Annotated in this window: 22 protein-coding genes; 13 read left to right on the forward strand and 9 right to left on the reverse strand. The window is 68.6% G+C overall.

Annotation, left to right across the window (positions count from 1 at the left end):
* Nucleotides 1-70: 70 nt before the first annotated feature.
* Nucleotides 71-2,005: an asparagine synthase (glutamine-hydrolyzing) gene (asnB, locus tag ACM6LU_RS13485; RefSeq protein ID WP_414938007.1), complete on the reverse strand. Its 1,935-nt coding sequence runs from the start codon at nucleotides 2,003-2,005 to the stop codon at nucleotides 71-73.
* Nucleotides 2,006-2,200: 195 nt separating this feature from the next.
* Here asnB and ACM6LU_RS13490 point away from each other — a divergent pair, with 195 nt between their 5' ends.
* Together ACM6LU_RS13490 and ACM6LU_RS13495 are read left to right on the forward strand one after the other, a co-directional pair.
* Nucleotides 2,201-3,139: a cytochrome c oxidase subunit II gene (locus tag ACM6LU_RS13490; RefSeq protein ID WP_414938008.1), complete on the forward strand. Its 939-nt coding sequence runs from the start codon at nucleotides 2,201-2,203 to the stop codon at nucleotides 3,137-3,139.
* Nucleotides 3,140-3,179: 40 nt separating this feature from the next.
* A complete protein-coding gene (locus tag ACM6LU_RS13495) occupies nucleotides 3,180-3,599 on the forward strand; it encodes a cytochrome c oxidase subunit 4 (RefSeq protein WP_414938009.1) in 420 nt (139 codons plus the stop codon).
* A 73-nt stretch (nucleotides 3,600-3,672) separates the two neighbouring features.
* Here ACM6LU_RS13495 and ACM6LU_RS13500 read toward each other — a convergent pair whose 3' ends face one another.
* Nucleotides 3,673-4,587 carry a DMT family transporter gene (locus ACM6LU_RS13500; protein WP_414938010.1) on the reverse strand — a complete coding sequence of 305 codons (915 nt, stop codon included), beginning with the start codon at nucleotides 4,585-4,587 and terminating at the stop codon, nucleotides 3,673-3,675.
* 82 nt (nucleotides 4,588-4,669) lie between these two features.
* Here ACM6LU_RS13500 and ACM6LU_RS13505 point away from each other — a divergent pair, with 82 nt between their 5' ends.
* Entirely contained in the window at nucleotides 4,670-5,632 is a 963-nt protein-coding gene (locus ACM6LU_RS13505) for a GlxA family transcriptional regulator (protein ID WP_414938011.1), read from the forward strand.
* Here ACM6LU_RS13505 and ACM6LU_RS13510 read toward each other — a convergent pair.
* The gene (locus tag ACM6LU_RS13510) at nucleotides 5,629-6,024 is read right to left on the reverse strand and encodes a cupin domain-containing protein (protein WP_414938012.1); all 396 of its coding nucleotides are present in this window, start codon (nucleotides 6,022-6,024) and stop codon (nucleotides 5,629-5,631) included. The genes ACM6LU_RS13505 and ACM6LU_RS13510 overlap by 4 nt on opposite strands.
* A gap of 52 nt (nucleotides 6,025-6,076) precedes the next feature.
* Between ACM6LU_RS13510 and ACM6LU_RS13515 the strand changes: the two genes are divergently transcribed.
* Nucleotides 6,077-7,042, forward strand: coding sequence for a helix-turn-helix domain-containing protein (locus ACM6LU_RS13515; RefSeq protein WP_414938013.1), 966 nt, complete (start codon nucleotides 6,077-6,079; stop codon nucleotides 7,040-7,042).
* Nucleotides 7,043-7,249: 207 nt separating this feature from the next.
* Here ACM6LU_RS13515 and trpD read toward each other — a convergent pair whose 3' ends face one another.
* The 3 genes from trpD to ACM6LU_RS13530 all read right to left on the reverse strand — a co-directional run bounded on the left by trpD (nucleotide 7,250) and on the right by ACM6LU_RS13530 (nucleotide 9,174).
* Nucleotides 7,250-8,281, reverse strand: coding sequence for an anthranilate phosphoribosyltransferase (gene trpD, locus ACM6LU_RS13520; protein ID WP_414938014.1), 1,032 nt, complete (start codon nucleotides 8,279-8,281; stop codon nucleotides 7,250-7,252).
* Between the two features lie 4 nt (nucleotides 8,282-8,285).
* Nucleotides 8,286-8,696, reverse strand: coding sequence for a hypothetical protein (locus ACM6LU_RS13525; RefSeq protein ID WP_414938558.1), 411 nt, complete (start codon nucleotides 8,694-8,696; stop codon nucleotides 8,286-8,288).
* Nucleotides 8,697-8,757: 61 nt separating this feature from the next.
* Nucleotides 8,758-9,174: a hypothetical protein gene (locus ACM6LU_RS13530; RefSeq protein WP_414938015.1), complete on the reverse strand. Its 417-nt coding sequence runs from the start codon at nucleotides 9,172-9,174 to the stop codon at nucleotides 8,758-8,760.
* 95 nt (nucleotides 9,175-9,269) lie between these two features.
* On the opposite strand from ACM6LU_RS13530, the gene ACM6LU_RS13535 reads away from it, so the two are divergent.
* Genes ACM6LU_RS13535 through ACM6LU_RS13550 form a run of 4 tightly spaced genes read left to right on the forward strand, consistent with a single transcriptional unit; the run spans nucleotide 9,270 to nucleotide 13,564 of the window.
* Nucleotides 9,270-9,893 (forward strand): cytochrome c oxidase subunit 3, encoded by a 624-nt coding sequence (locus tag ACM6LU_RS13535; RefSeq protein WP_414938016.1) that lies wholly within the window; start codon nucleotides 9,270-9,272, stop codon nucleotides 9,891-9,893.
* Between the two features lie 55 nt (nucleotides 9,894-9,948).
* Complete coding sequence (locus ACM6LU_RS13540; protein ID WP_414938017.1) at nucleotides 9,949-10,770, forward strand: c-type cytochrome; 822 nt, start codon at nucleotides 9,949-9,951, stop codon at nucleotides 10,768-10,770.
* On the forward strand, nucleotides 10,767-11,900 hold the full coding sequence (locus ACM6LU_RS13545) for a ubiquinol-cytochrome c reductase iron-sulfur subunit (protein WP_414938018.1): 1,134 nt from the start codon (nucleotides 10,767-10,769) through the stop codon (nucleotides 11,898-11,900). The genes ACM6LU_RS13540 and ACM6LU_RS13545 overlap by 4 nt, the downstream gene beginning before the upstream one ends.
* The gene (locus ACM6LU_RS13550) at nucleotides 11,897-13,564 is read left to right on the forward strand and encodes a cytochrome b (RefSeq protein WP_414938019.1); all 1,668 of its coding nucleotides are present in this window, start codon (nucleotides 11,897-11,899) and stop codon (nucleotides 13,562-13,564) included. Before ACM6LU_RS13545 ends, ACM6LU_RS13550 begins: the two co-directional genes overlap by 4 nt.
* A 75-nt stretch (nucleotides 13,565-13,639) precedes the next feature.
* On the opposite strand, the gene ACM6LU_RS13555 is transcribed toward ACM6LU_RS13550, so the two are convergent.
* Nucleotides 13,640-13,924 carry an Lrp/AsnC family transcriptional regulator gene (locus tag ACM6LU_RS13555; protein ID WP_414938020.1) on the reverse strand — a complete coding sequence of 95 codons (285 nt, stop codon included), beginning with the start codon at nucleotides 13,922-13,924 and terminating at the stop codon, nucleotides 13,640-13,642.
* 39 nt (nucleotides 13,925-13,963) lie between these two features.
* A complete protein-coding gene (locus tag ACM6LU_RS13560; RefSeq protein ID WP_414938021.1) occupies nucleotides 13,964-15,682 on the reverse strand; it encodes a DEDD exonuclease domain-containing protein in 1,719 nt (572 codons plus the stop codon).
* A 96-nt stretch (nucleotides 15,683-15,778) separates the two neighbouring features.
* Here ACM6LU_RS13560 and ACM6LU_RS13565 point away from each other — a divergent pair, with 96 nt between their 5' ends.
* The 4 genes from ACM6LU_RS13565 to ACM6LU_RS13580 all read left to right on the forward strand — a co-directional run bounded on the left by ACM6LU_RS13565 (nucleotide 15,779) and on the right by ACM6LU_RS13580 (nucleotide 20,303).
* The gene (locus ACM6LU_RS13565; protein ID WP_414938022.1) at nucleotides 15,779-17,167 is read left to right on the forward strand and encodes an NYN domain-containing protein; all 1,389 of its coding nucleotides are present in this window, start codon (nucleotides 15,779-15,781) and stop codon (nucleotides 17,165-17,167) included.
* 161 nt (nucleotides 17,168-17,328) lie between these two features.
* Complete coding sequence (locus ACM6LU_RS13570; protein ID WP_414938023.1) at nucleotides 17,329-17,571, forward strand: hypothetical protein; 243 nt, start codon at nucleotides 17,329-17,331, stop codon at nucleotides 17,569-17,571.
* Between the two features lie 444 nt (nucleotides 17,572-18,015).
* The gene (locus ACM6LU_RS13575; RefSeq protein WP_414938024.1) at nucleotides 18,016-19,068 is read left to right on the forward strand and encodes a C40 family peptidase; all 1,053 of its coding nucleotides are present in this window, start codon (nucleotides 18,016-18,018) and stop codon (nucleotides 19,066-19,068) included.
* 77 nt (nucleotides 19,069-19,145) lie between these two features.
* Nucleotides 19,146-20,303: a glycosyltransferase family 4 protein gene (locus ACM6LU_RS13580; protein ID WP_414938025.1), complete on the forward strand. Its 1,158-nt coding sequence runs from the start codon at nucleotides 19,146-19,148 to the stop codon at nucleotides 20,301-20,303.
* A gap of 6 nt (nucleotides 20,304-20,309) precedes the next feature.
* Here ACM6LU_RS13580 and ACM6LU_RS13585 read toward each other — a convergent pair whose 3' ends face one another.
* The gene (locus ACM6LU_RS13585) at nucleotides 20,310-20,933 is read right to left on the reverse strand and encodes a uridine kinase (RefSeq protein WP_414938026.1); all 624 of its coding nucleotides are present in this window, start codon (nucleotides 20,931-20,933) and stop codon (nucleotides 20,310-20,312) included.
* A gap of 124 nt (nucleotides 20,934-21,057) precedes the next feature.
* On the opposite strand from ACM6LU_RS13585, the gene ACM6LU_RS13590 reads away from it, so the two are divergent.
* Nucleotides 21,058-21,411 (forward strand): SRPBCC domain-containing protein, encoded by a 354-nt coding sequence (locus ACM6LU_RS13590; protein WP_414938559.1) that lies wholly within the window; start codon nucleotides 21,058-21,060, stop codon nucleotides 21,409-21,411.
* The last annotated feature ends 40 nt before the right edge of the window (nucleotides 21,412-21,451 follow it).

A 21,451-nucleotide genomic window follows, 5' to 3' on the forward strand; every position in this document is an offset into this window, starting at 1 on the left:
CGAGTCGTGACTAGGCTGTGTCCGGCAAGTCTGGATCACGAAGCCATCGAACAGACTTACCGGACGCTGACTAGAGCTTCACCGGGTAAACGGGTTCCGGCACCTCGGGCTTGATGCGGTTCTCGACGAAGATGCCGTGCCACAGCATGAACACCAGCAGCGCCCACAGCTGACGGCTGCGGTCGAGCTGACCGGCCTTGTGCTCGTCGAGCAGGGCCAGGACGGCCTTCTTGTCGAGCAGCGCGTCGGTCTGCGAGTCCGAGATGATGCCCTTGGCCCAGTCGTACATCTCGTTGCGCAGCCAGTGCCGGATCGGCACCGGGAAGCCGAGCTTGCGCCGGTTCAGCACGTGCGCCGGGATGATCTTCGCCAGCGCCTGGCGCAGCGCGTACTTCGTGGTGCCGTGCGCGAGCTTCTGGTCGAGCGGGATGGTCGCGGCGACCTTGAACACCTCGGCGTCGAGGAACGGCACGCGCAGTTCCAGCGAGTTCGCCATGGTCACCTTGTCGGCCTTGACCAGGATGTCGCCGCGCAGCCAGGTGTAGAGGTCGACGTGCTGCATCCGCGCGACCGGGTCCCAGTCCTCGGAGATCTTGTACCAAGGAGCGGTGACGTCCTTGAAGCCGACACCTTCCTCGTACGTGCGCAGCACCTTGCGGAGCTGGTCGTCGCGGAAGTTGCGGGCGTTGCCGTAGTAGCGGTCTTCCAGCGGCAGCGCCCCGCGCCGAAGGAGGTCCTTGCCGCGGGTGCCCTCGGGGATCTTCGTGGAGACCTTGCCGATGATCTTCCGCATCCCGCCGGGGATCTTCTCGAACGGCGCCAGCGAGATCGGCTCGTTGTAGATCGTGTAACCGCAGAACAGCTCGTCGGCGCCTTCGCCGGACAGCACCGCCTTGACGTGCTTACGTGCTTCGCGGGCGATGAACCACAGCGGCACCAGTGCCGGGTCCGCCACCGGGTCGTCGAGGTACCAGACGATGAGCGGCAGCGCCTCCATCATCTCGTCCGCCGACACCGTGCGGATCACGTGCTTCACCCCGATCGCGGCGGCCGATTCCGCGGCGACGTCGACCTCGGAGTAGCCCTCGCGCTCGAAACCGGTGGTGAACGCGATCAGGTTCGGGTTGTGCTCCTTGGCCAGCGTCGCGGTCGCCGTGGAGTCGATGCCGCCGGAGAGGAACGCGCCGACCGTGACGTCCGGGTCGGAGATCATGTGCTTGCCGACAGAGTCACGCATCACGTCGGCGATGCGCTCGTACAGTTCTTCCGCCTCGGCCTGTCCGTTGACCGGCTTCGCGGTGAACTGCGGGTGGAAGTAGCGGGTGAATTCGACGTCGCCGCCGGGGACCACCCGGAACGACGTGCCGGACTCGACGCGGCGGATCCCGGTGTGCAGCGACTCGGGCTCCGGCACGTACTGCAGCACCAGATAGTGCTGCAGGGCCGTCCGGTCCAACTTGTCCTCGACGCCGAGCACACTCGAGAGCTCCAGCAAGCTCTTCTTCTCACTCGAGAAGGCGACCTTGCCGGGGCCTGCGGAGTAGAACAGCGGCTTGATGCCGAACGGGTCGCGCGCGCCGAAGACGACCTTCTCCTGGGAGTCCCAGATCATGAAGGCGAACATGCCGCGCAGCTTCTTCACCGCGTCGTCGCCGAGGTAGTGGTACGCCGCGACGATCGCCTCGCCGTCGCCCTCTGTGGTGAATTTCGCACCGTGCTCGGCGGCCAGTTCGTCACGCAGTTCGCGGTAGTTGTAGATCTCGCCGTTGAAGTTCAGCGTGTAGCGCTCGGGAGCCTCCGGCGGGCCCCAGATCAGCGGCTGGTGGGAGTGGTCGACGTCGATGAAGGCCAGCCGGTTGAAGCCGTAGACCACCTCGGCGTCGGCCCAGGTGTCGTGCTCGTCGGGGCCGCGGTGCCGCTGGCAGCGCATGGCGGCGTCGACCGCTTCACGGGCGCCTGCCGCGTCGGCTTCGGTCGAACAGATCAGTCCAAGCAGGCCGCACACGTCTAGTTCACACACCTCTTTGTTGGCCGAGCGGGGGAGAAGGGCCCAGTATGCCCGTGCGTACGTACACCCGGATGTGGTGGGGGATACGCGTGTTGTGGTCACCCCTTGGTCAGCGCGGCCCCGTAACTCGGCTAGGCTCCGCCATGTCACAAAGATCGGTCGAGGAGGCTCTGGGTGAAAGGGCAAGGCGCAGTGGGAAATCCAGAGCGCATCCCGGTTAAGCGGTCTGGTCGCGTCGCAGCGCTCGCCGCGCTGGTGATGCTGACCGCGACGGGCTGTTCCGGGGACGAGATCCTTCGCTTCGGCTGGCCGGTCGGGGTGACCCCGCAGGCGCACGACATGCGCACCCTGTGGACGTGGACGGTCGTCGCCGCGCTGGTCGTCGGTGTCATCGTCTGGGCGCTGATCTTCTGGACCGCGATCTTCCACCGCAAGAAGAAGACCGCCGACGGCGCGGAGGAGGAACTGCCCCGCCAGTTCCAGTACAACATCCCGCTGGAGCTCTTCACGGTCATCGTCCCGACGATCATGGTCTGCGTGCTGTTCTTCTTCACCGCGACCACCGAGAACCGCGTGCTCGCCGAGACGGACAAACCGGACGTCACGGTCGACATCGTCGCGTTCCAGTGGAACTGGGAGTTCAAGTACAAGAGCGACTCCAAGAACCACGACGACCCCGAGATCACCACGGTCGGCAGCTCGACCGAGATCCCGCTGCTCGTTCTCCCGACGAACAAGACGATCCAGTACAACTTGCGGTCGGCGGACGTCATCCACTCGTTCTGGGTGCCGGAGTTCCACTTCAAGCGGGACGTCATGCCGGACCCGGAGAAGAACAACCAGGACTTCACCTTTCAGAACTCGATCGACCGGGAAGGTTCGTTCGTCGGCCGCTGCGCCGAACTGTGCGGCACCTACCACTCGGGGATGAACTTCGAGGTCAGGGCCCTGTCGCCGGACAAGTACGCGCAGTACATCCAACTCCGCGGCGCGGTGAACCCGAAGAGCGGCAAGCCGAACACGGCCTCCGAGGCACTGACGGCGATGAACTGCGGCGACCTGTGCGCGCCCTACGCCGTCACCACCACCCCGTTCAACACCGACCGCACCGCGCGGGTCGCGTCCAACTGACCCGGCTGTTCGAGCCCGAAACAGGAGTGAGGCAACGTCCATGAAGGTCGAAGGACGGATTTTCTTCCTCGTCGCGGTCTTCTCCGTCGTCGTGGCGGGTGTTTACGCGTACATGACCGGAACGATGACCCGGGACGGCGTCGAGCCGGTCGGTGTGGTGGCCCTGATCCTCACCGGTGGCCTGGCCTTCCTGGCCGGGAGCTACCTGCAGTTCGTGGCGCGGCGCATCGAGCCGCGGCCGGAGGACCGGGAAGACGCCGAGATCAGCGACGGCGCCGGTGAGCTGGGCTTCTTCAGCCCCGGCAGCTACTGGCCGATCGGTCTCGCGGCGGCTGCCGCGCTGACCGGTGTCGCGCTCGCGTTCTTCCACATCTGGCTGCTGATCATCGCGCTGGGCTTGGTGATCGTCGCCATCGGCGGGCTGGTGTTCGAGTACCACACCGGTCCGAACCACGAGTGACGCTTGAAAGCAGTGAAGACGGCGCCTTGCTCCAGGAAAAGGAGTGGGGCGCCGCTTTTGCGTGGGTCGGGACTCACGAGGCACTGTGCCGACCAGTCACCGCAGCCTCCCTCACTTCGAACTCCGATGCCCGCTTGGCCGCTCGCTTCGGCGCCAGCGCCGCCGCCAGGACGGCCAGCATTCCCACACTCTCGAGCCACGTCGGCCGGTGCCCGTAGGCGAGGATGTCCACCACTACCGCGACCACCGGATAGACGTAGGACAGCAGCGCCACCGTCGCGGTCGGTAGCTTGCCGATGCTCGCGTACATCAGGACGTACATCAGCGCGGTGTGCACGGTCCCCAGCAGAACCAGCCACAGCAGCCCCGAGGTGTCCGTGGGCAGCGGCGTGACGAGCAGCGCGGGTGCGAGCACGATCGTGCCGGTCACCAGCTGGATCGCCGCCAGGACGTGCGGGCGCAGGTGTTTGAGCTGCTTCGCGACGAACGAGGCGCCGGCGTAGAGCGCGGCCGCGCCGAGGGCGAGCGCGATTCCCGCCAGTCGCACGGGTTCGCCGTCGGCACCGTGCGCGGACAGCGAGATGAGCGTCACCCCGCCGAACGCGATCAGCGCCCGGACCAGCTGGCTCTTCACCATCTTCTCGCCGAGGAACGCCGCGGCGAGACCGACCAGCATCAGCGGCTGCGTGTGGTAGACGACGGTGCTGACCGAGATCGACGACAGCGCGTAAGAAGCGAAGAGCAGGACCCAGTTCCCGACCAGGAACAGTCCGCCGAGGATGGCGAGCAGCAGGTCACGGCGGGTCAGCGTCCACGGGCGTAGCCAGCCGCGAGCCGCACTCCACACCAGGAGCAGCAGGCCGCCGACGAGGCTCCTCGCGAACGCCACGGCTGGTGCGTCGGCACCGCTTTCGAGGACGACGGCGCCGATCGTGCCGGACAGTGCCATCGCGGCCGTCCACTGCAGCAGGGGGTTGTTCTTGGTCATGGCGACCACTTTCGCTCTCGCGCGAAGGTCCGACCAGTGTCAGAGATGACATTGACCGCAAAACTTATGACACACTGCTCGGATGGATGTGAAGAAGGTCGCGGTGGTGCTCGCCGACCAGGTCTCGCCGTTCGAACTCGGCGTCGCGTGCGAGGTCTTCGGCACCGATCGCAGCGCCGACGGCATCGAGGGCTGGGACTTCGCGGTCTGCTCCCCAGGCGGGGAGAACGTCCTGAGCTGGTCCGGATTCGGACTCGACGGGCTGGAGAGCCTGGACTTCGCGGCGTCCGCCGACCTGCTGATCGTCCCGACCTGCGCACCGCGGAGCGCGAGCCCGCCGGAGCCGGTCCTCGAAGTCTTGCGTGTCGCGGCGAGCCGGGGCGCCTGGGTCGCGGGTTTCTGCGCGGGCGTCTTCTCACTCGGCTACGCGGGGCTTCTCGACGAGCGCAACTGCACTGTGCATTGGGTCTACGAGCAGGAATTCCGGTCGCGCTTCCCGACGGCGAAGGTCGACCCGAAGGCGTTGTACGTCGACGACGGCGGCGTCCTCACCAGTGCGGGGACCGTCGCCGCCGTCGACCTGTGCCTGCATCTGGTGCGCGAACTACGCGGTGTCGCCGCGGCCACCGCGCTGGCTCGGCGGATGGTCGCGGCGCCGCACCGGGTCGGCGGGCAAGCGCAATTCGTGCAGGCGCCGGTCCCCGAGACCGCCGCGCCGGACGACACCGTGCTCGCCGAAGCGCTCGAATGGATCGAGCGGCGGCTGGATCAGCCGTTCACCGTCGCGGAACTCGCCCGCCGCAGCGGCTTGGGGGAGCGCACGTTCCTGCGCAGGTTCTCGGCGGCCACCGGCACGACCCCGCACCGGTGGCTCACCGAACGCCGGCTCGATCGCGCCCAGTCGCTGCTCGAAGAAGGCCGTCTGTCCATTGAGGACATCGCGGTCGCCTGCGGGTACGCTTCCGCGGCTGCGCTGCGGCACCAGTTCGGCAAGCTCCGCGGAACAAGTCCGAGCGCCTATCGCAGGACGTTTTCCGTTGGCTAGAAGGAGATTTTTTGTCCGACGGTGACGGTGACATGGTCGGGCACCTCTTCGTGCCTGTCGCCGACCGAAAGGGTTCCGGTCGGTTCGAAGAGCAGTAGCGACGCACCATCCACTGAGGACGGTTTGTGATAGGTGCCGCGCGGGACGACGAACACCGAGCCGCTAGGCAGCGTCACGACCCGCTCTCCCGCCTCCTCGCGCAACGTGATGTCGAGGTTCCCGTCGAGGACGAGGAAGAACTCGTCGGTGTTCTCGTGGACGTGCCAGACGTGCTCGCCCGCGACCTTGGCGAGGCGGACGTCGTAGTCGTTGACGTTGGCGACGATCCGCGGGCTCCAGATCTCGTCGAATCCGGCCAAGGCGGTCTGGAGATCGATCGACTGCTTGCTCATGACCCGATCCTGGCCACTGGACCCTCCGAGGGGTGAGTGCTAGGAATCGCATATGTCGCATGATTTCTCGCACGAGGTCGCCGTTCTGGTCGACGAGGGGTCCAACCCCTTCGAACTGGGCGTCACGACCGAGCTCTTCGGCCTGCGGCGGCCGGAACTGGACCGGCCCTGGTACGGCTTCACGCTGTGCGCCGCCGAGCCGTCCGTGCGCATGCACCTGGGGATGTTCACCCTCACCGGTGTCGCCGGGCTCGAAGCCGTGGAATCCGCCGATACGGTGATCGTGCCCAATCGGCCCGATCCGGAGCACCCAGCCAGGGAACCCGTACTGACGGCCATCCGTGACGCGGCCGCGCGGGGCGCCCGGCTGGTGAGCTTCTGCACCGGCGCGTTCATTCTCGCGCAGGCGGGCGTTCTGGACGGACGGCGCGCGACGACGCACTGGAGATGGGCCGAACGGTTCCGGGCCTTGTTCCCCGAAGTGCGGCTGGAACCGGACGTCCTGTTCGTCGACGACGGCGACGTCCTGACCGCGGCGGGCAGCGCCGCCGCGCTCGATCTGGGGCTGCACCTGATCAGCCGCGACCACGGCGCCGAGATCGCCAACGCGGTGAGCAGGCGGCTGGTTTTCGCCGGGCACCGCGACGGTGGCCAGCGGCAGTTCGTCGAGCGCCCGGTGCCGTCGGTGCCGGACACCTCACTGGCGCCGGTGCTGGAATGGGCGCGCGAACGGCTGGACCGGCCGCTCACCGTCGCCGACCTCGCCACGCGGGCGGCGGCCAGCCAGGCGACGCTGCACCGGCGGTTCCGGGCCGAACTGGGGACGACGCCGCTGGCGTGGCTCACGACGGAACGAATCGCGCTCGCGTGCCGGCTGATCGAGCGCGGGGAGCAGCGGCTGGACCGGGTGGCGCGGGCTTCGGGTTTCGGTACCGCGGCGAACCTGCGGATCCAGCTTCGGCGGGCTACGGGACTGACGCCTTCGGCTTACCGGGCGCGGTTCAGTACCGCTTCCTAGGGGCTCCCGGTGTGATGAACGGGACTTTCACTGCAGCGCGCGTGTTGCGAAAGCCACTTTCGCAACCTCCGCTGAAGCAGGTGCGCCTACGGCCGGCTCACGGGTCGCTCCCGGGGACGGTCGCTCCGCTCCCCAATCCCCAACGCTATGAAAGGACCGTTCCTTGCAAAATTTGCAAGGAACGGTCCTTTCATAGCACGCGCGAAGCTAAGCGAAGGCGATCCACCGGTTCAGCAGGTCGGCCGCCGCACCCGAGTCGACGGCCGAGGCCGCCCGCGCCAGGCCCGCGGCGAGGTCGTCTTCCAGCGACCCGGAAAAGCCGGTGAACGCGGCCAGCGCGGCCGCCGAGTTGAGCAGCACCGCGTCTCGCACCGGACCGGTCTTCCCGGCCATCACCTGGCGGAACACCGCGGCGTTGTACGCCGCGTCGCCGCCGCGCAGGTCCTCCGCGGTCACTCGCGGGATGCCCAGTGACGACGGGTCGAAGGTCTGCTCGGTGATCTCGCCGCCGGAGACCACCCACACCGAACTCGTGGTCGTGGTGGTGATCTCGTCGAGCCCGTCGTCACCGCGGACGAGGAGCACGGTCATCCCGCGACGAGCGAAGACCTCGGCCAGCACGCGGGTCTTGTCCTCGTAGGCGCAGCCGATCAGCGAACTGCGCGGCTGCGCGGGGTTGGTCAGCGGGCCCAGCAGGTTGAACGTCGTCGGCACGCCGAGTTCACCGCGCGTCGGGCCGGCGTGGCGCAGGGCGGGGTGGAACTTCGGCGCGAAGCAGAAGCCGATCCCCAGTTCGTTCACGCTGCGCTGGACCATCTCCGGCGGCAGGTCGATGGTGACGCCCAGCTCCTCCAGTACGTCCGCGGCACCGGACTTCGACGACGCGCTGCGGTTGCCGTGCTTGGCCACCGGGGCGCCGGCCGCGGCCGTGACCACCGTGGCCATGGTGGAGATGTTGACCGAATTGGACCGGTCGCCGCCGGTGCCGACGATGTCCACCGACGGCCTGTCGATCGTCACCCGTTTGGCGTGCGCCAGCATGGCGTCGGCCATACCGGAGATCTCCGCCGGTGTCTCGCCCTTCGCGCGCAGCGCGACGGCGAATCCGGCGATCTGTGAGGGCGTCGCCGCCCCGCTCATGATCTGGTCCATCGCCCAAGCGGTGTCCTCTTCGGAGAGGTCCGCGCGCGCGATGAGCTGGTTGAGCAGGGACGGCCAGGTCTTGGCGGCCGCGCTCATCGGCTCAGCCGTGCACGGCCGGCACCCGCCGGGCGCGCAGCACGTCGGCGACCGTCTCGGCGGCGGTCAGCGGGTCGAGCGGGTGGACCAGCACCGCGTCGGCCTGTGACCAGGTCGCGAGCCAGCGGTCGTCCTTGCGCCGCACCGACACCACGATCGGCGGACAGTTCTCGATCTCGTTCTTGAGCTGGCGGGTCAGCCCGATACCGCCGGTCGGCTGCGCCTCCCCGTCGAGGATGGCCAGGTCCACGTTGCCCGCGTCCATCTCGACGAGCACCTCGGAGATGCCGGACGCCTCGGTGTAGTCCACCCGGCCGAGGTCGGCGGCGGGACGGCGGCCGACGGCGTTGATGATCGCCTCGCGCACCTCCGGCTTGTGGCTGAACACCAGGATCCGCATCGCCTGCTCGCCCATGAGCGCGCCTCCGCCTCGTCTAGTCATGTCGACCCCGCGATGTTATCCGCCATGACCGACATCACGTGTACCGCCTCGGAAGCTGAAGCGCGTCCCAGCCCAGTGAATCGCCGCCGAGCCGCTGCGCGAGCCCCGCCATCCGCGACCGTTCCTGCGCGCAGTGCAGCGCGTCGAGGGTCTGGACGCGCAGTGCGTGCGCCAGTGTGAGGTCGCCGTCCGGCCCCTGTTCTCGCAGCTCCCAGCCGTCCTGAGCGAGGATCACGGTCGCCTCCGCCACCTTTTCAGGCGGAAGTTTCAAGTGGTGGCGCAGGATCGCCGGTGCTTCGGCGACCCAAGCGGGTGATCTCGCCAGCACCGAAGAGTCCGCCTCGGCCGGTTCGAAGGCCTCCGCGACGACCTCCACGCCGGGCGTGTCGACCGTCAGACCTGGGAGGTTCGGCTTCTTGACCAGGTCACGAAGCCGATCTAGTAAACCCATGAGTAGCCCTGTTCCCTCTTTCGTTCAGATGTGACCCGACACGCACGCGACTTGCCGTGGACCCACCCGGCGGGCGCCATGCGTGAGAGGACATAATGCGATGCGTGACAACGGCAGCTCCCACCATCAGCCAGCGGGTCCACTCGCTGAACCGGCCGAACATGGTCAGTGTCGGCACCATCGTGTGGCTGTCCAGCGAACTGATGTTCTTCGCCGGACTGTTCGCCATGTTCTTCACCGTGAAGGCGCAGAACGCGTCCGGCCAGTGGCCGCCGCCGCTGCACGGTGAGCCCTTCCACCTGAACATCGCGCTGGCGATCCCGTTCACCGTGATCCTCGTGGCGTCGTCGTTCACGTGCCAGTTCGGCGTGTTCGCCGCCGAAAAGGGCGATGTGTTCGGCCTGCGCCGCTGGTACATCATCACGTTGATCATGGGCGCGATCTTCGTCGGCGGTCAGGGCTACGAGTACGTCAACCTGATCCACGAGGGGCTGACCATCCCGTCCGGCGCGTATGGAACGGTCTTCTACCTCGCGACCGGGTTCCACGGCCTGCACGTCATTGGCGGGCTCGTCGCGTTCGTGTACCTGCTCATCCGCACCAAGCTGAGCAAGTTCACCCCGGCCCAGGCCACCTCGGCGATCGTCGTGTCGTACTACTGGCACTTCGTCGACATCGTGTGGGTGGGCCTGTTCGCGGTGATCTACATCCTTCCGTGATCGAAGCCCCCACCACGACCTATCGGCCTGAACTGACAGCAAGGGTTGCCGCAAGATGACCTCCAGTAAGGACAAGACGGAGCGCCGCCGATTTCGCGCGCGGTCCAAGCTGCACCGGCGGTTCGCCGGCGCGCTGGCACTCGGGATCGCGCTGTTGAGCGTGGGCGGGCTGTACGCCGTTTTCGCACCGGAGCCGCAGACCGCGCGGGCGCAGGGCGAGTCCGCCCTCCTGCGCGAGGGCGAGAAGCTCTACAACAACACGTGTATCGAATGTCACGGGCCGAAGCTCGAAGGTGTCACCGACCGTGGCCCGAGCCTCATCGGCATCGGCGACGCGGCCGTGTACTTCCAGACCTCGACCGGTCGCATGCCCGCGGTGCGCCAGGAAGCCCAGGCGCAGCGGAAGCCGCCGAAGCTGTCCGAGGCCGAGATCAACGCGCTGGGCGCCTACATCCAGGCCAACGGCGGTGGCGTGCAGCGTCCCACCGAGAAGGGTGACGCGCTGCGCGGCGAGGACGTCGCGCGCGGCAGCGAGCTCTTCCGCCTCAACTGCGCCTCCTGCCACGGCTTCACCGGCCGTGGCGGCGCGCTCTCGTCGGGCAAGTTCGCCCCGAACCTGGACCCGGCCACGGAGGAGCAGATCTACACCGCGATGCTCACCGGGCCGCAGAACATGCCCAAGTTCTCCGACCGGCAGCTGTCGCCGGAGGAGAAGAAGGACATCATCGCGTTCGTGAAGTCCGTGAGTGACGGGAAGAACTCCCCCGGCGGTAGCTCGCTCGGCGGACTTGGCCCGGCCTCGGAGGGCGCGATCGCGTGGATCGTCGGGATCGCCGCGCTGATCGGCGTGACGTTGTGGATTGGATCGAAGGCATGAGCGCCGAAGGGCCGAAGCCGCCGACAGAGGCGGAGTTGGCGGACATGGATCGCGACCAGCTCGTCAAGCTGGGTACCGCGCTCGACGGGGTCGAGATCGTGGAGTACCCGAAGCCGTGGCCGGTCGAGGGGACGCGGGCGGAGAAGCGCGCAGAGCGTGCCGTCGCCTTCTGGTTCGTGCTGGCCGCGTTGTCCGGTCTCGCGTTCGTGGTCCTCCTCGCGTGGCCGCACTGGTTCGAGTACAAGGAGCCGGGCAAGACCGGCTACACCATGTACACGCTGTACACGCCGCTGCTCGGTGTCACGCTCGGCTTGGCCGTGCTCGCCATCGGCATCGGCGCCGTCCTCTACACCAAGAAGTTCATCCCGGCCGAGGTCGCGGTGCAGGAGCGTGGGGACGGCGGGTCGAAAGAGGTCGACAAGGCCACCATCCTCGCCCAGCTGGCCCACTCGGGCAGCGACAGCACCATCGCGCGCCGGTCGCTGATCAAGCGGTCCGCGGGCGCCGGCGCCGGTGTGCTCGGCCTCGCCGTGGCCGCCCTGCCGGTGGCGTCCTTCATCAAGGACCCGTGGAAGGACACCGAGGGCCGCGACTCGCTGTGGCACTCGGGCTGGAAGAAGAACTTCCCTGAAGAGGTCGTCTACCTGCGCCGCAACACCGGCCGCCCGCACGAGGTCTCCCTGGTCAGGGTCGAGGACCTCGACGCGGGTGCCATGGAGACGGTGTTCCCGTTCCGCGAGTCCGAGCGGGAGGACGAGCACGCGCTGTCGGCCGCCTTCAAGCGGGTCGACAACCCCGTCATGCTGATCCGCCTTCGCCCCACCGACGCCGCCAAGGTCGTCAAGCGGGCGAACCAGGAGGATTACAACTTCGGCGACTACTACGCGTACACGAAGATCTGCAGCCACGTCGGCTGCCCGACCTCCCTGTACGAGCAGCGGACCAACCGCATCCTCTGCCCCTGTCACCAGTCGCAGTTCGACGCGCTCCACTACGCCAAGCCGATTTTCGGTCCGGCGACGCGGCCGTTGGCCCAGCTTCCGATTACAGTGGACGAAGAGGGCTTCCTGATCGCGCGCGGAGACTTCAACGAGGCCGTCGGACCGGCCTTTTGGGAGCGTAAGTCATGAGTTCACTCACCACCCCGACGAAGGGGACGAACCCGGTCGAGAAGGCCGCGGGTGCGGGTGCCAAGTGGGCCGACGACCGGTATCACCTTGCCAAGGGCATGCGGCACCAGATCAACAAGGTGTTCCCGACCCACTGGTCGTTCCTTCTTGGCGAGATCGCGCTCTACAGCTTCATCATCCTGCTGCTGTCGGGTGTGTACCTCACGCTGTTCTTCGACCCCTCCATGGAGGAGGTCGTCTACAACGGCAGCTACACCGGCCTGCAGGGCGTCGAGATGTCGCGGGCCTTCGCGACCACGCTCGACATCTCGTTCGACGTCCGCGGCGGTCTGTTCGTCCGCCAGCTGCACCACTGGGCCGCGCTGATCTTCGTGGCCTCGATGATGGTGCACATGTTCCGGATCTTCTTCACCGGCGCGTTCCGTCGCCCGCGTGAGGCGAACTGGGTCATCGGCGCGCTGCTGCTGGTCCTGGGCATGTTCGAGGGCTTCTTCGGCTACTCGCTCCCGGACGACCTGCTCTCCGGCACCGGTATCCGCGCGACCCTGTCGGGCATCGTGCTTTCGGTGCCGGTCATGGGCACCTGGATCCACTGGGCGCTGTTCGGCGGGGAGTTCCCCGGCAACGAGATCATCCCGCGCCTGTACACGATCCACATCCTGCTGCTGCCGGGCATCATGCTCGCCCTGGTGGGCGCGCACCTCGCGCTGGTCTGGTACCAGAAGCACACGCAGTTCCCCGGCGTGCGCCGCAAGGAGACGAACGTTGTCGGCGTCCGCATCATGCCGGTCTTCGCGCTCAAGGGCGGTGCGTTCTTCGCGCTGGTCACCGGCATCATCGCGCTGATGTCGGGCCTCTTCCAGATCAACCCGATCTGGAACATCGGCCCGTACAACGCGGCGCAGGTCTCGGCGGGTTCACAGCCGGACTGGTACATGGCCTGGGCCGACGGCATGCTGCGGATCTGGCCGGCTTGGGAGCTCTACCTCGGGAACTACACGGTCCCGGCGGTGTTCTTCCCCGGCGCGGTCGGGATGCCACTGCTGATCGGGTTGCTGGTGATGTATCCGTGGATCGAGCGAAAGCTGTCCAAGGACACCGCGCACCACAACCTGCTGCAGCGTCCGCGCGACGTCCCGGTCCGGACTTCGCTGGGCATCATGGCCCTGACGTTCTTCGCGGTCATCATGCTGTCGGGCTTCAACGACATCATCGCGTTCGCCTTCGACATCTCGCTGAACGCGACGACGTGGGCGGGCCGGATCGGTGTGCTGCTGCTGCCGCCAATCGCGTACTACCTCACCTACCGGATCTGCCTGGGTCTCCAGCGGGCCGACCGCGAGGTGCTGGAGCACGGTGTCGAGACCGGCATCATCAAGCGCCTGCCGCACGGTGAGTTCATCGAAATCCACCAGCCGCTCGGCCCGGTGGACGGCCACGGCCACCCGCTGCCGCTCGAGTACCAGGGCGCGTCGGTGCCGAAGAAGATGAACAAGCTCGGCTCGGCCGGACACGCCGTCGCGGGTTCGACCTGGTCGCCGGACCCGGTCGAGGAGACGACCGCGCTGGAGCGCGCCCGGTCCAACGGGCACGGCAACGGCAAGGTCGACGACATCGGCGGCGAGCCCTCGGCGGAGCGCAAGGAGATCACCTCCGGGCACTAGCCCGTCAGAAGTACAGGAAGGCCCCCTTACTCGCGCCTGGCGCGAGTAAGGGGGCCTTCCTGTACTTGGGGACGCTCAGGCGCCCTCGACGCCGATGTCGAACGCGGACTCGCTGTCGGCCTTCGAGTACGAGCGGAACGCGATGTGCGTGACCGTGCTCAGCACACCGGGGGCCTTGCCGATCTTCGCCGGGATCAGATCCGCGAGGTCTTCGTGGGCCGCGACCCGGACCGAAGCGATCAGGTCGACGTCGCCCGCGCAGGAGTAGACCTCGCGGACGCCCTCGATGTCCGCGATCGCCTGTGCCGCCTCGGGGATCGCATCGGCTTCGACCTGGATCAGCACGATCGCGGTGATCACTACAGCGCCTCCTACTTGCGGGAATCCGGTGCCGCGATCCTAGCTCGCGACCCGTTCCAGTGCCGTCGCACTCGCCGCCAGGTCGAGCCACTCCTGCCAGCCGCCCGCGACGGCCGCCTCCGCCCACGGGTGGGTGGTGCGCACGAGCCGGACCCCGGGCCGGGTCAGCCAGCGCAGCAGGATGCGGACCTCCTCCGAGATCGCGCCGAAGAGCGGGCCGGGACCGGGGAGCACCGTCTCGGCCGAGGCCACCAGCAGCTCGACCACCGGCATCGGCGGCACCCCGCGCCGCGCGACGCCCGCCGACGCGAGCCTGCCGTACCGGATCACCGCCAGTTCCCAGCCGCCCTTCCCGTCCGGTCCGGCGGCGATCAGCTCGGGAATGCCCGCCAGCGCCGACAGCCGGTGCGCCCGGCCGACCGCGCGGATCAGCCCGGCCAGCTGATCGCGATGCTGGGCCGCCTGTTCGAAGTGCTCCGCCGAGGCGAGCCGGGCGAGCTGATCGGCGGCGGCCCGCAGCGGCCTGCCGTCCGTCCCGGCGATGAGGCCGGACACCGCCAGCACACCGGGCCGGTACGCCTCGACCGTCTGCAGTCCCGCGCACGGCGCTCCGCAGCGGCCGAGTTCGGCGAGGACGCAGGGCTTGCCGCTCGGCGCGGCGGCCGAGATGCGCTGAGTGCACGTTCGCAGCCCCGAGGCACCGGCGAGGGTGTCCGCCGCGGAGCGGGCGTCCGTCTGGCTGCGAAAGGGCCCCAGCATCCCGTCTCGCGGCATGCGGACCACCGAGAGGCGGGGGAACGCCTCCTCGGTCAGCGCGACCCACCAGGCGTGCCGTGGGTTCTTGGAACGGCGGTTGTACATCGGACGGTGGGCGGCGATCAGCCGCAACTCCCGGACCGCGGCCTCCAGCGCGTGTGCGCACTCGACCGCGTCGACCCGTTCGGCGAGCGCGACCATCTCCCGGATCCGGCCCCGGCTCTCCGAACCGGTGAAGTACTGCCGGACCCGGCGGCGCAGATCGGACGACGTCCCGACATAGAGGACTTCGTCGCTGGGGCCGCGGAACAGGTACACGCCGGGCCTCGACGGCAGGTGTTCCGCGAGCGAACGTTTGCGCCGCTGGGCCGGGGTGACCTCGGGCAGGTAGTCCTGCAGTTCTTCGAGCGTGTGGACACCGACGTTGCCGACGCGTTCGAGCAGCGCGTGCAGGACGTCCACGGTGGCGCGCGCGTCCGCGAGCGCGCGGTGGTTGGGCGTCGTCCTGGCCCCGAACAACGCGGCCAGCGCGGAAAGCCGGTAGCTGGGCGTCTCGTCCCGGGAAATGACCCGGCGGGCGAGCCGGACCGTGCAGACGACGGCCGTCTTCGGCCAGTGGTAGCCGTGCCCCTCGCAGGCCGCGCGCATGAACCCGGTGTCGAAGGGGGCGTTGTGCGCCACCAGTACGGCACCGGAGATGAACTCGAGGAACGCGGGCAGCACGCGTTCGATGCGGGGAGCGTCGTAGACCATCGCGCTGGTGATGCCGGTGAGCTCGACGATCTGCGGCGGGATCGGCATCCCCGGGTTGACGAACGTGGCGAATTCGCCGACGATTTCGCCCGCCCGGACCTTGACCGCGCCGATCTCGGTGATCCCGTCCGGGCCGGGTTTCGTCCCCGTGGTCTCCAGGTCGAATACGACGAAAGTGGTGTCCCGCAAGGGTGTTCCGAGTTCGTCGAAGGCGAGTTGTGCCGCCCCCGGCCGCCGTCCGGTGTCCATGATCGGGCACAGTAGGGGTGGGCACCGACAATCTCACGATCCGCGCACGGTGTCCCGTCGAGCGCGCCCCGAGCCGGTGGGGCCTACGCTGGAGCGATGCAACCGCAGCCCGCAGTGCCCGAACTGCCCGAGGACGCCACTGGCGGACCCTCGGGTGTCGTGGCGTCGGCGGGTGGGGCGGAGCCGTCCGAAGAGGTGCCTGCCGAGGGCTGGACCGCTCTGCCGGAGACCGTGCGGGAGCGGATCGCCGAGCTGGCGGCCGCCGCCGTCGGCAAGCTGCCGGTCGCCGACGTGCCGAGGCAGCTGCGCCCGGTCGCGAAGTTCGCCCCGGCGAAACGCGCGAAACTCGGCGGGACGGCGCTGATCGCCGCGCTGGGGGAGTCGTCGCAGTTCCGGGTCGCGGTCACCGAATGGCTGCGCGAGCACCGCAAGGACGCCCTCGACCCGAACGACTCCGATTCCGTCACCGCCGCGGCCGCCGCGGTACTGCTGGGCGAGGCTGGCGCGGCGGGCCGGGTCCGGCTGGTGGCGAAGAACGCCGAAGAAACGGCGTTGCGTGCCGAACGCGACGCCGCACTGGCGCGCAACCAGCGGCTCGAGACCGAACTGGCCCAGCTTCGCGAAGAGTTGCGCGAGGCCAAGGAGATCGCCGCTGGCGCGCGGGGCGAACGTGACGCCGAGGTCGAGAAGCTGTTGAAGCGCCTGCGAGAGCAAGGTGTCCAGCTTCGACAGGCCAAGGACGCGGTCGCCGATGTCCACGCTCGAATGGAGAGTGGCGGCGCCGAGCGCGCCGAAGAGCTCAAGGCACTGAAGGCCCAGTTGGACCGTGAGCGGCAGCGGGTCGCCACCGAGCGGGCGCGAGCGGAGAAGGCCGTCACGGACGCCGAGATCGCCCGTCAGTCCGCGCGCGAGGCGCGTCAGGCCGACGAGGTCCGGCTCGGGCTGCTGCTGGACACGATCGAGGGTGCCGTCGGGGGGCTCCGCCGAGAGCTCTCGGTGAGTGCGCGGGGCCAGCGTCCGGCGGACATGGTCCGCGGCGCGACGTCGGGCCTGGGGGCGGGCGGCAGGATCCAGGACGTCACCGCGCTCGACAGGTACCTCGCGCTGCCCAACGTGCACGTGATCGTCGACGGCTACAACGTCACGAAGACCGGTTATCCGGAGCTGGCGCTCTCCGACCAGCGCGACCGGCTGATCCACCAGCTTTCCGCGCTGGCCGCGCGGACCGGCGCCGAGGTGACCGTGGTGTTCGACGGCGCCGGTGTGCTCTCCGTGCCCGCGGCGGTGCCGCGCGGGGTGCGGGTGCTGTTCTCCGACCGCGGCGTGCTCGCGGACGACGTCATCCGGGCCCTGGTTGCGGCCGAGCCGCCAGGGCGGCCGATGGTGGTCGCGAGTACGGACCGGGCGGTGGCGGACTCGGTGCGGCGGAAGGGCGCGCACCCGGTGCCTTCGGCGGTTCTGGTGTCGAGGCTCAGCCGGGTGTAGCGGCTCGCGCGTGGCCGAAGGGGACTTTCCCCGCGTGCCATGCGGGGAAAGCGCCCTTCACCGCGTGAGACGCGGGGAGAGTCCCCTTCGGCCGCCTGGCCCGAAACTGTCGGTGGTCGCTCTTAATGTGCACCTCACCACTGAAAGTGAGGAGCCCTGAGATGGACGACAAGGCCATCGCCGATATAGCGGACATAGAGACGTTCGTCATCGATTGTGACCGCTGCGCGGTCCGCGGTGACGCATGCCATGACTGCGTCGTCAGTGTCCTTTTGGGCGCGCCGCCGTCGCTCGAATGGGACGCCGACGAGCGGAAGGCGGTCGACGCGCTCGCGGAGGCCGGGTTGGTCCCCCACCTCCGGATGGTCGAAATCGTTGGTCAGGAGCGCCGGATGTCGGCCTGAGACACGCCACGACCGTGGCGTTCGGCGAGTGGTCGATCCGATCGGGTGAACGGTAGGTAGTCGCGACCAGCCCCAGGATGTAACGCCCGTCACAACTTTCCGCTCATGCTGGTCCGAAGGTGTTTCGGCGCATCACGGAGAGTTTTTGCCCCCGCCATGGTGGACGCGGTGCCTGAGGTTTCGTAACCTGTCCGAGATCTCGTGGCCGGAAGTCGTCGCCAGATGACGACACGGGATCGCCACTGAAGCAGCTTTGTCGGGGAGCTGCACCAGAACCAGCCGTGCGCCAAACCTGTTGCGATAGCACTCGGTCAGGCGCAAGGCGGGGACGCGGAGAGCCGCGCGGGCCTCACGGCCGGCGACGCGGCTCCGCGGAAGAGGGCCCCCGACCTCTTCGTCCCGGGTTTCGGTAGGTGGCCGACAGCAAAGGAGACACGCGCGACCGTGCAGTCGCATCCAGTCAAGCGTGTGGTGTCAGGAGCTTTGGCCGCGGCCGCGGTGATCACAGCCGTAACGGTCGCCCAGCCTGCCGCCACTGCCGCCCCAGCCCCCGCCCCCCAGCAGCCCCCGTCCGGATCGGACGCGCTCGCCAAGTACCGCGATCTCGCGGCACAGGCCGAGAAGGCAAACGAAGACCTCCTCAAGGCGAAGGACGATCTCGCCGCGAAGCAGGGTGAACTCGACAAGGCCACTTCGGACGCGGCCGCCGCCAAGGAGACCGGCGTCAAGGCGGCCGGTGACGAGAAGACGTTCCAGGCCGAGGTCAACAAGTTCGCCGGTGCGTCGTTCACCAGCGGTGTACAGCTGAACAAGCTGTCGTCGCTGCTGTCGGGCGCGTCGACCCAGGACTTCCTGGAGCGCTCCTCGGCGCTCGAGGTCCTCGCCGCGAACAAGAACACCGCCCTGAACAACCTGAGCGGCGCTGTCGCCCAGGCCGCGGCCGCCGCGAAGCAGGCGTCGGACGCTCAGGGCACGGCCACCGCCGCTCGTGACACCGCCGCCAAGCTGACGACGGACATCGAGGCGCGCCAGAAGACGCTGAACGACCAGCTCAAGGAGATCGAGCGGGCCAGCGGCAACCTGAGCACCGCGGACAAGGCCGCCCAGAAGGACAAGGGCGGCGCGTTCCCCAACCTGCCCGCCCCGGGGCCCGCCGCCGCGTCGGCCCTCTCGGCCGCGAAGAGCAAGCTCGGCAGCCCCTATGGCTGGGGCGACGTCGGCCCGTCGTCGTTCGACTGCTCGGGTCTGATGCTGTGGGCGTACAAGCAGGCGGGACTCACCCTGCCGCGGTCCAGCCGTCAGCAGTCCACCTTCGGCGCCCCGGTGGAGCGCTCGCAGCTCCAGCCGGGCGACCTGGTGTTCTACAACTCACCGGTCTCGCACGTCGGCATGTATGTCGGCAACGGCATGATGGTGCACGCGCCGACCACCGGTGACGTCGTCAAGGTGTCGCCGCTGCAGAACAACTACGTCGGGGCCCGTCGCCCGACGGCCTGACGAACAACGAAAAGGGGCGGTACCGCGCTGGCGGTGCCGCCCCTTTCGCGCGCGGAGGGCCAAGTAGCCTTGCAGGGGTGCTGAGGACCCTGCTGGTGACCAACGACTTTCCGCCCCGGCCGGGCGGCATCCAGAACTACCTGAACTCGCTGGCCACCCGCCTCCCCGCGGACGACCTCGTCGTCTACGCCCCGTCTTGGGAATCGAGCACCGGCTCGCACGACGAGTTCGACGCCGCCGCCCCGTTCGAGGTGGTGCGCCATCCGACGTCTCTGATGCTGCCGACACCGGACGTTCTCAAGCGGGCCAAGGAGATCATGCGGGCCCGTGACTGCGAGGCCGTCTGGTTCGGTGCCGCCGCGCCGCTCGCGTTGCTGGGGCATCCGCTGCGGTCGGCGGGCGCACGCCGCGTGCTGGCGTCGACGCACGGCCACGAGGTCGGCTGGTCGATGCTGCCGGGGTCACGGCAGGCGTTGCGGCGGATCGGCGACACCGTCGACGTGATCACGTACGTCAGCAAGTACACGCGGTCCCGTTTTTCGGCCGCTTTCGGCCCGATGGCGGGTTTGGAAATGCTCCCGTGCGGTGTCGACACCGCGCTCTACCGTCCGGATGCCGCCGCGGGCGAGGAGATCCGTGACCGGCACGGTCTCGGCGACCGTCCGACGATCGTCTGCGTTTCGCGGCTGGTGCCGCGCAAGGGCCAGGACATGCTGATCAAGATCCTGCCCGAACTCCGCAAACGGATCCCGGACGTGGCGCTGCTGCTCGTCGGCGGCGGCCCGTACCGCAAAACGCTGCACGGGCTCGTCGACGCGCTGGGTGTCGAGGACAACGTGGTCATCACCGGATCGGTGCCGTGGAAGGAGTTGCCCGCCCACTACAACGCGGGCGACGTCTTCGCCATGCCCGCGCGGACGCGCGGAAAGGGGCTCGACGTCGAGGGCCTCGGCATCGTGTACCTGGAGGCTTCGGCGACCGGGCTGCCGGTCGTCGCCGGGAATTCCGGCGGTGCGCCGGAAACGGTGCTGGACGAGGTCACCGGGCACGTCGTCGACGGCCGTGACGAACAACAGTTGAGAGAGACGCTGGCCGCGTTGCTTGCCGATCCGGTACGGGCGCGGCGCATGGGGGCCGCCGGCCGTGAATGGGTCGGCGAGAACTGGCGGTGGGACACCATGGCGAGCAGGCTTTCCGGCCTGCTCGACGGCGACCCGGTCGCGGCCGTGCGCTGAGCGAGGTCAGGGTTCGTAGCGCGCCGGATGGTTCGGGTCGTCGACGCGGATCACCACGTCGGACAGCGCAGCCGGGTCCACTTCCTGTTCGTAGCGCTCGTAGGCGGGCAGAGCCCATGCGTCGGGTACCCGGCGCTTGAGCGCGGCGGGCGAGAGCCACAGGTGCACGCTCAGGTCGAAAACGAGCCCCGCGCCGAACAGGAACTCGCCGTCCACCAGGACGATGCCGCCCTCGGGCAGATCGACGCGTTCGGCGCGGGTGGCGCGATCGCGGACCGGGTCCCACAGCGAGGGGAGGACCCGGCCGCTGCCGCCCTCGGCGAGCGGGTCGAGCACTTCGCGGCGCAGGGCGCCGAGGTCGAGCCAGTCGCTGTAACGCGAATCCGGGTCCTCCTTGCCGCGTTCGAAGCGCAGCGAGGCGGGGCGTAGGAAGTCGTTCGCCGAGATCCGCAACGCCGCGTGACCGGCGACCCGCAGGGGATCGACCAGTGCGTCGGCGAGTGCCGTGGTGTCGGTCGCACCGGCCGCGCCGTCGATGGCGACCGCGATCCGGCGGCGACCCGTGATCGCCGTGACGCGTTCGGTCAGTTCGGAGACCAGCAGAGCGGGAGAAATCGGACGGTAGCGCACAGAAAGAGATCCTCCACCCGGGCCGGTGACTGTCGCACGGTACACCCGGTGGGATGATGGGCCGGTGACGAAAGCAGTGGCCAAAACAGCCGGAAGTGGTTGGCAGGTAGGCGTTTCCCAAACAGTGCCGTACAGCGGCGCGCAGGTGTGGGACTTCCTGGTCGGACGCGAAGGTGTGGAGATCTGGCTCGGGCCGGGTACCGAACTCGGCCACGCGCTGGGCACGGCGTACGAGACGGCGAACGGGACGACCGGAGAGATCCGCGCCCGTACAGAGGGCGACAAGCTCCGGCTGACCTGGCGGCCGAAGGACTGGGACCACGATTCGACCCTGCAGATCACGGTGAGCGGCACCGAACAGAAGAGCACGCTTCGTTTTCAACAGGAGTGGCTCACGGGCACCGACGAGCGCGAGGAACAGCGGGCATACTGGACCGACGTGACCGAGCGGGTAGTGGCCGCGCTGGCCGAACGCTGACCCGGAAAACTTGCGCTGGCGGGAAAGCGCCCTGGTCCAC

The sequence above is a fragment of the Amycolatopsis sp. cmx-11-51 genome, from assembly GCF_047608665.1.
Taxonomy (GTDB): Bacteria; Actinomycetota; Actinomycetes; order Mycobacteriales; family Pseudonocardiaceae; genus Amycolatopsis.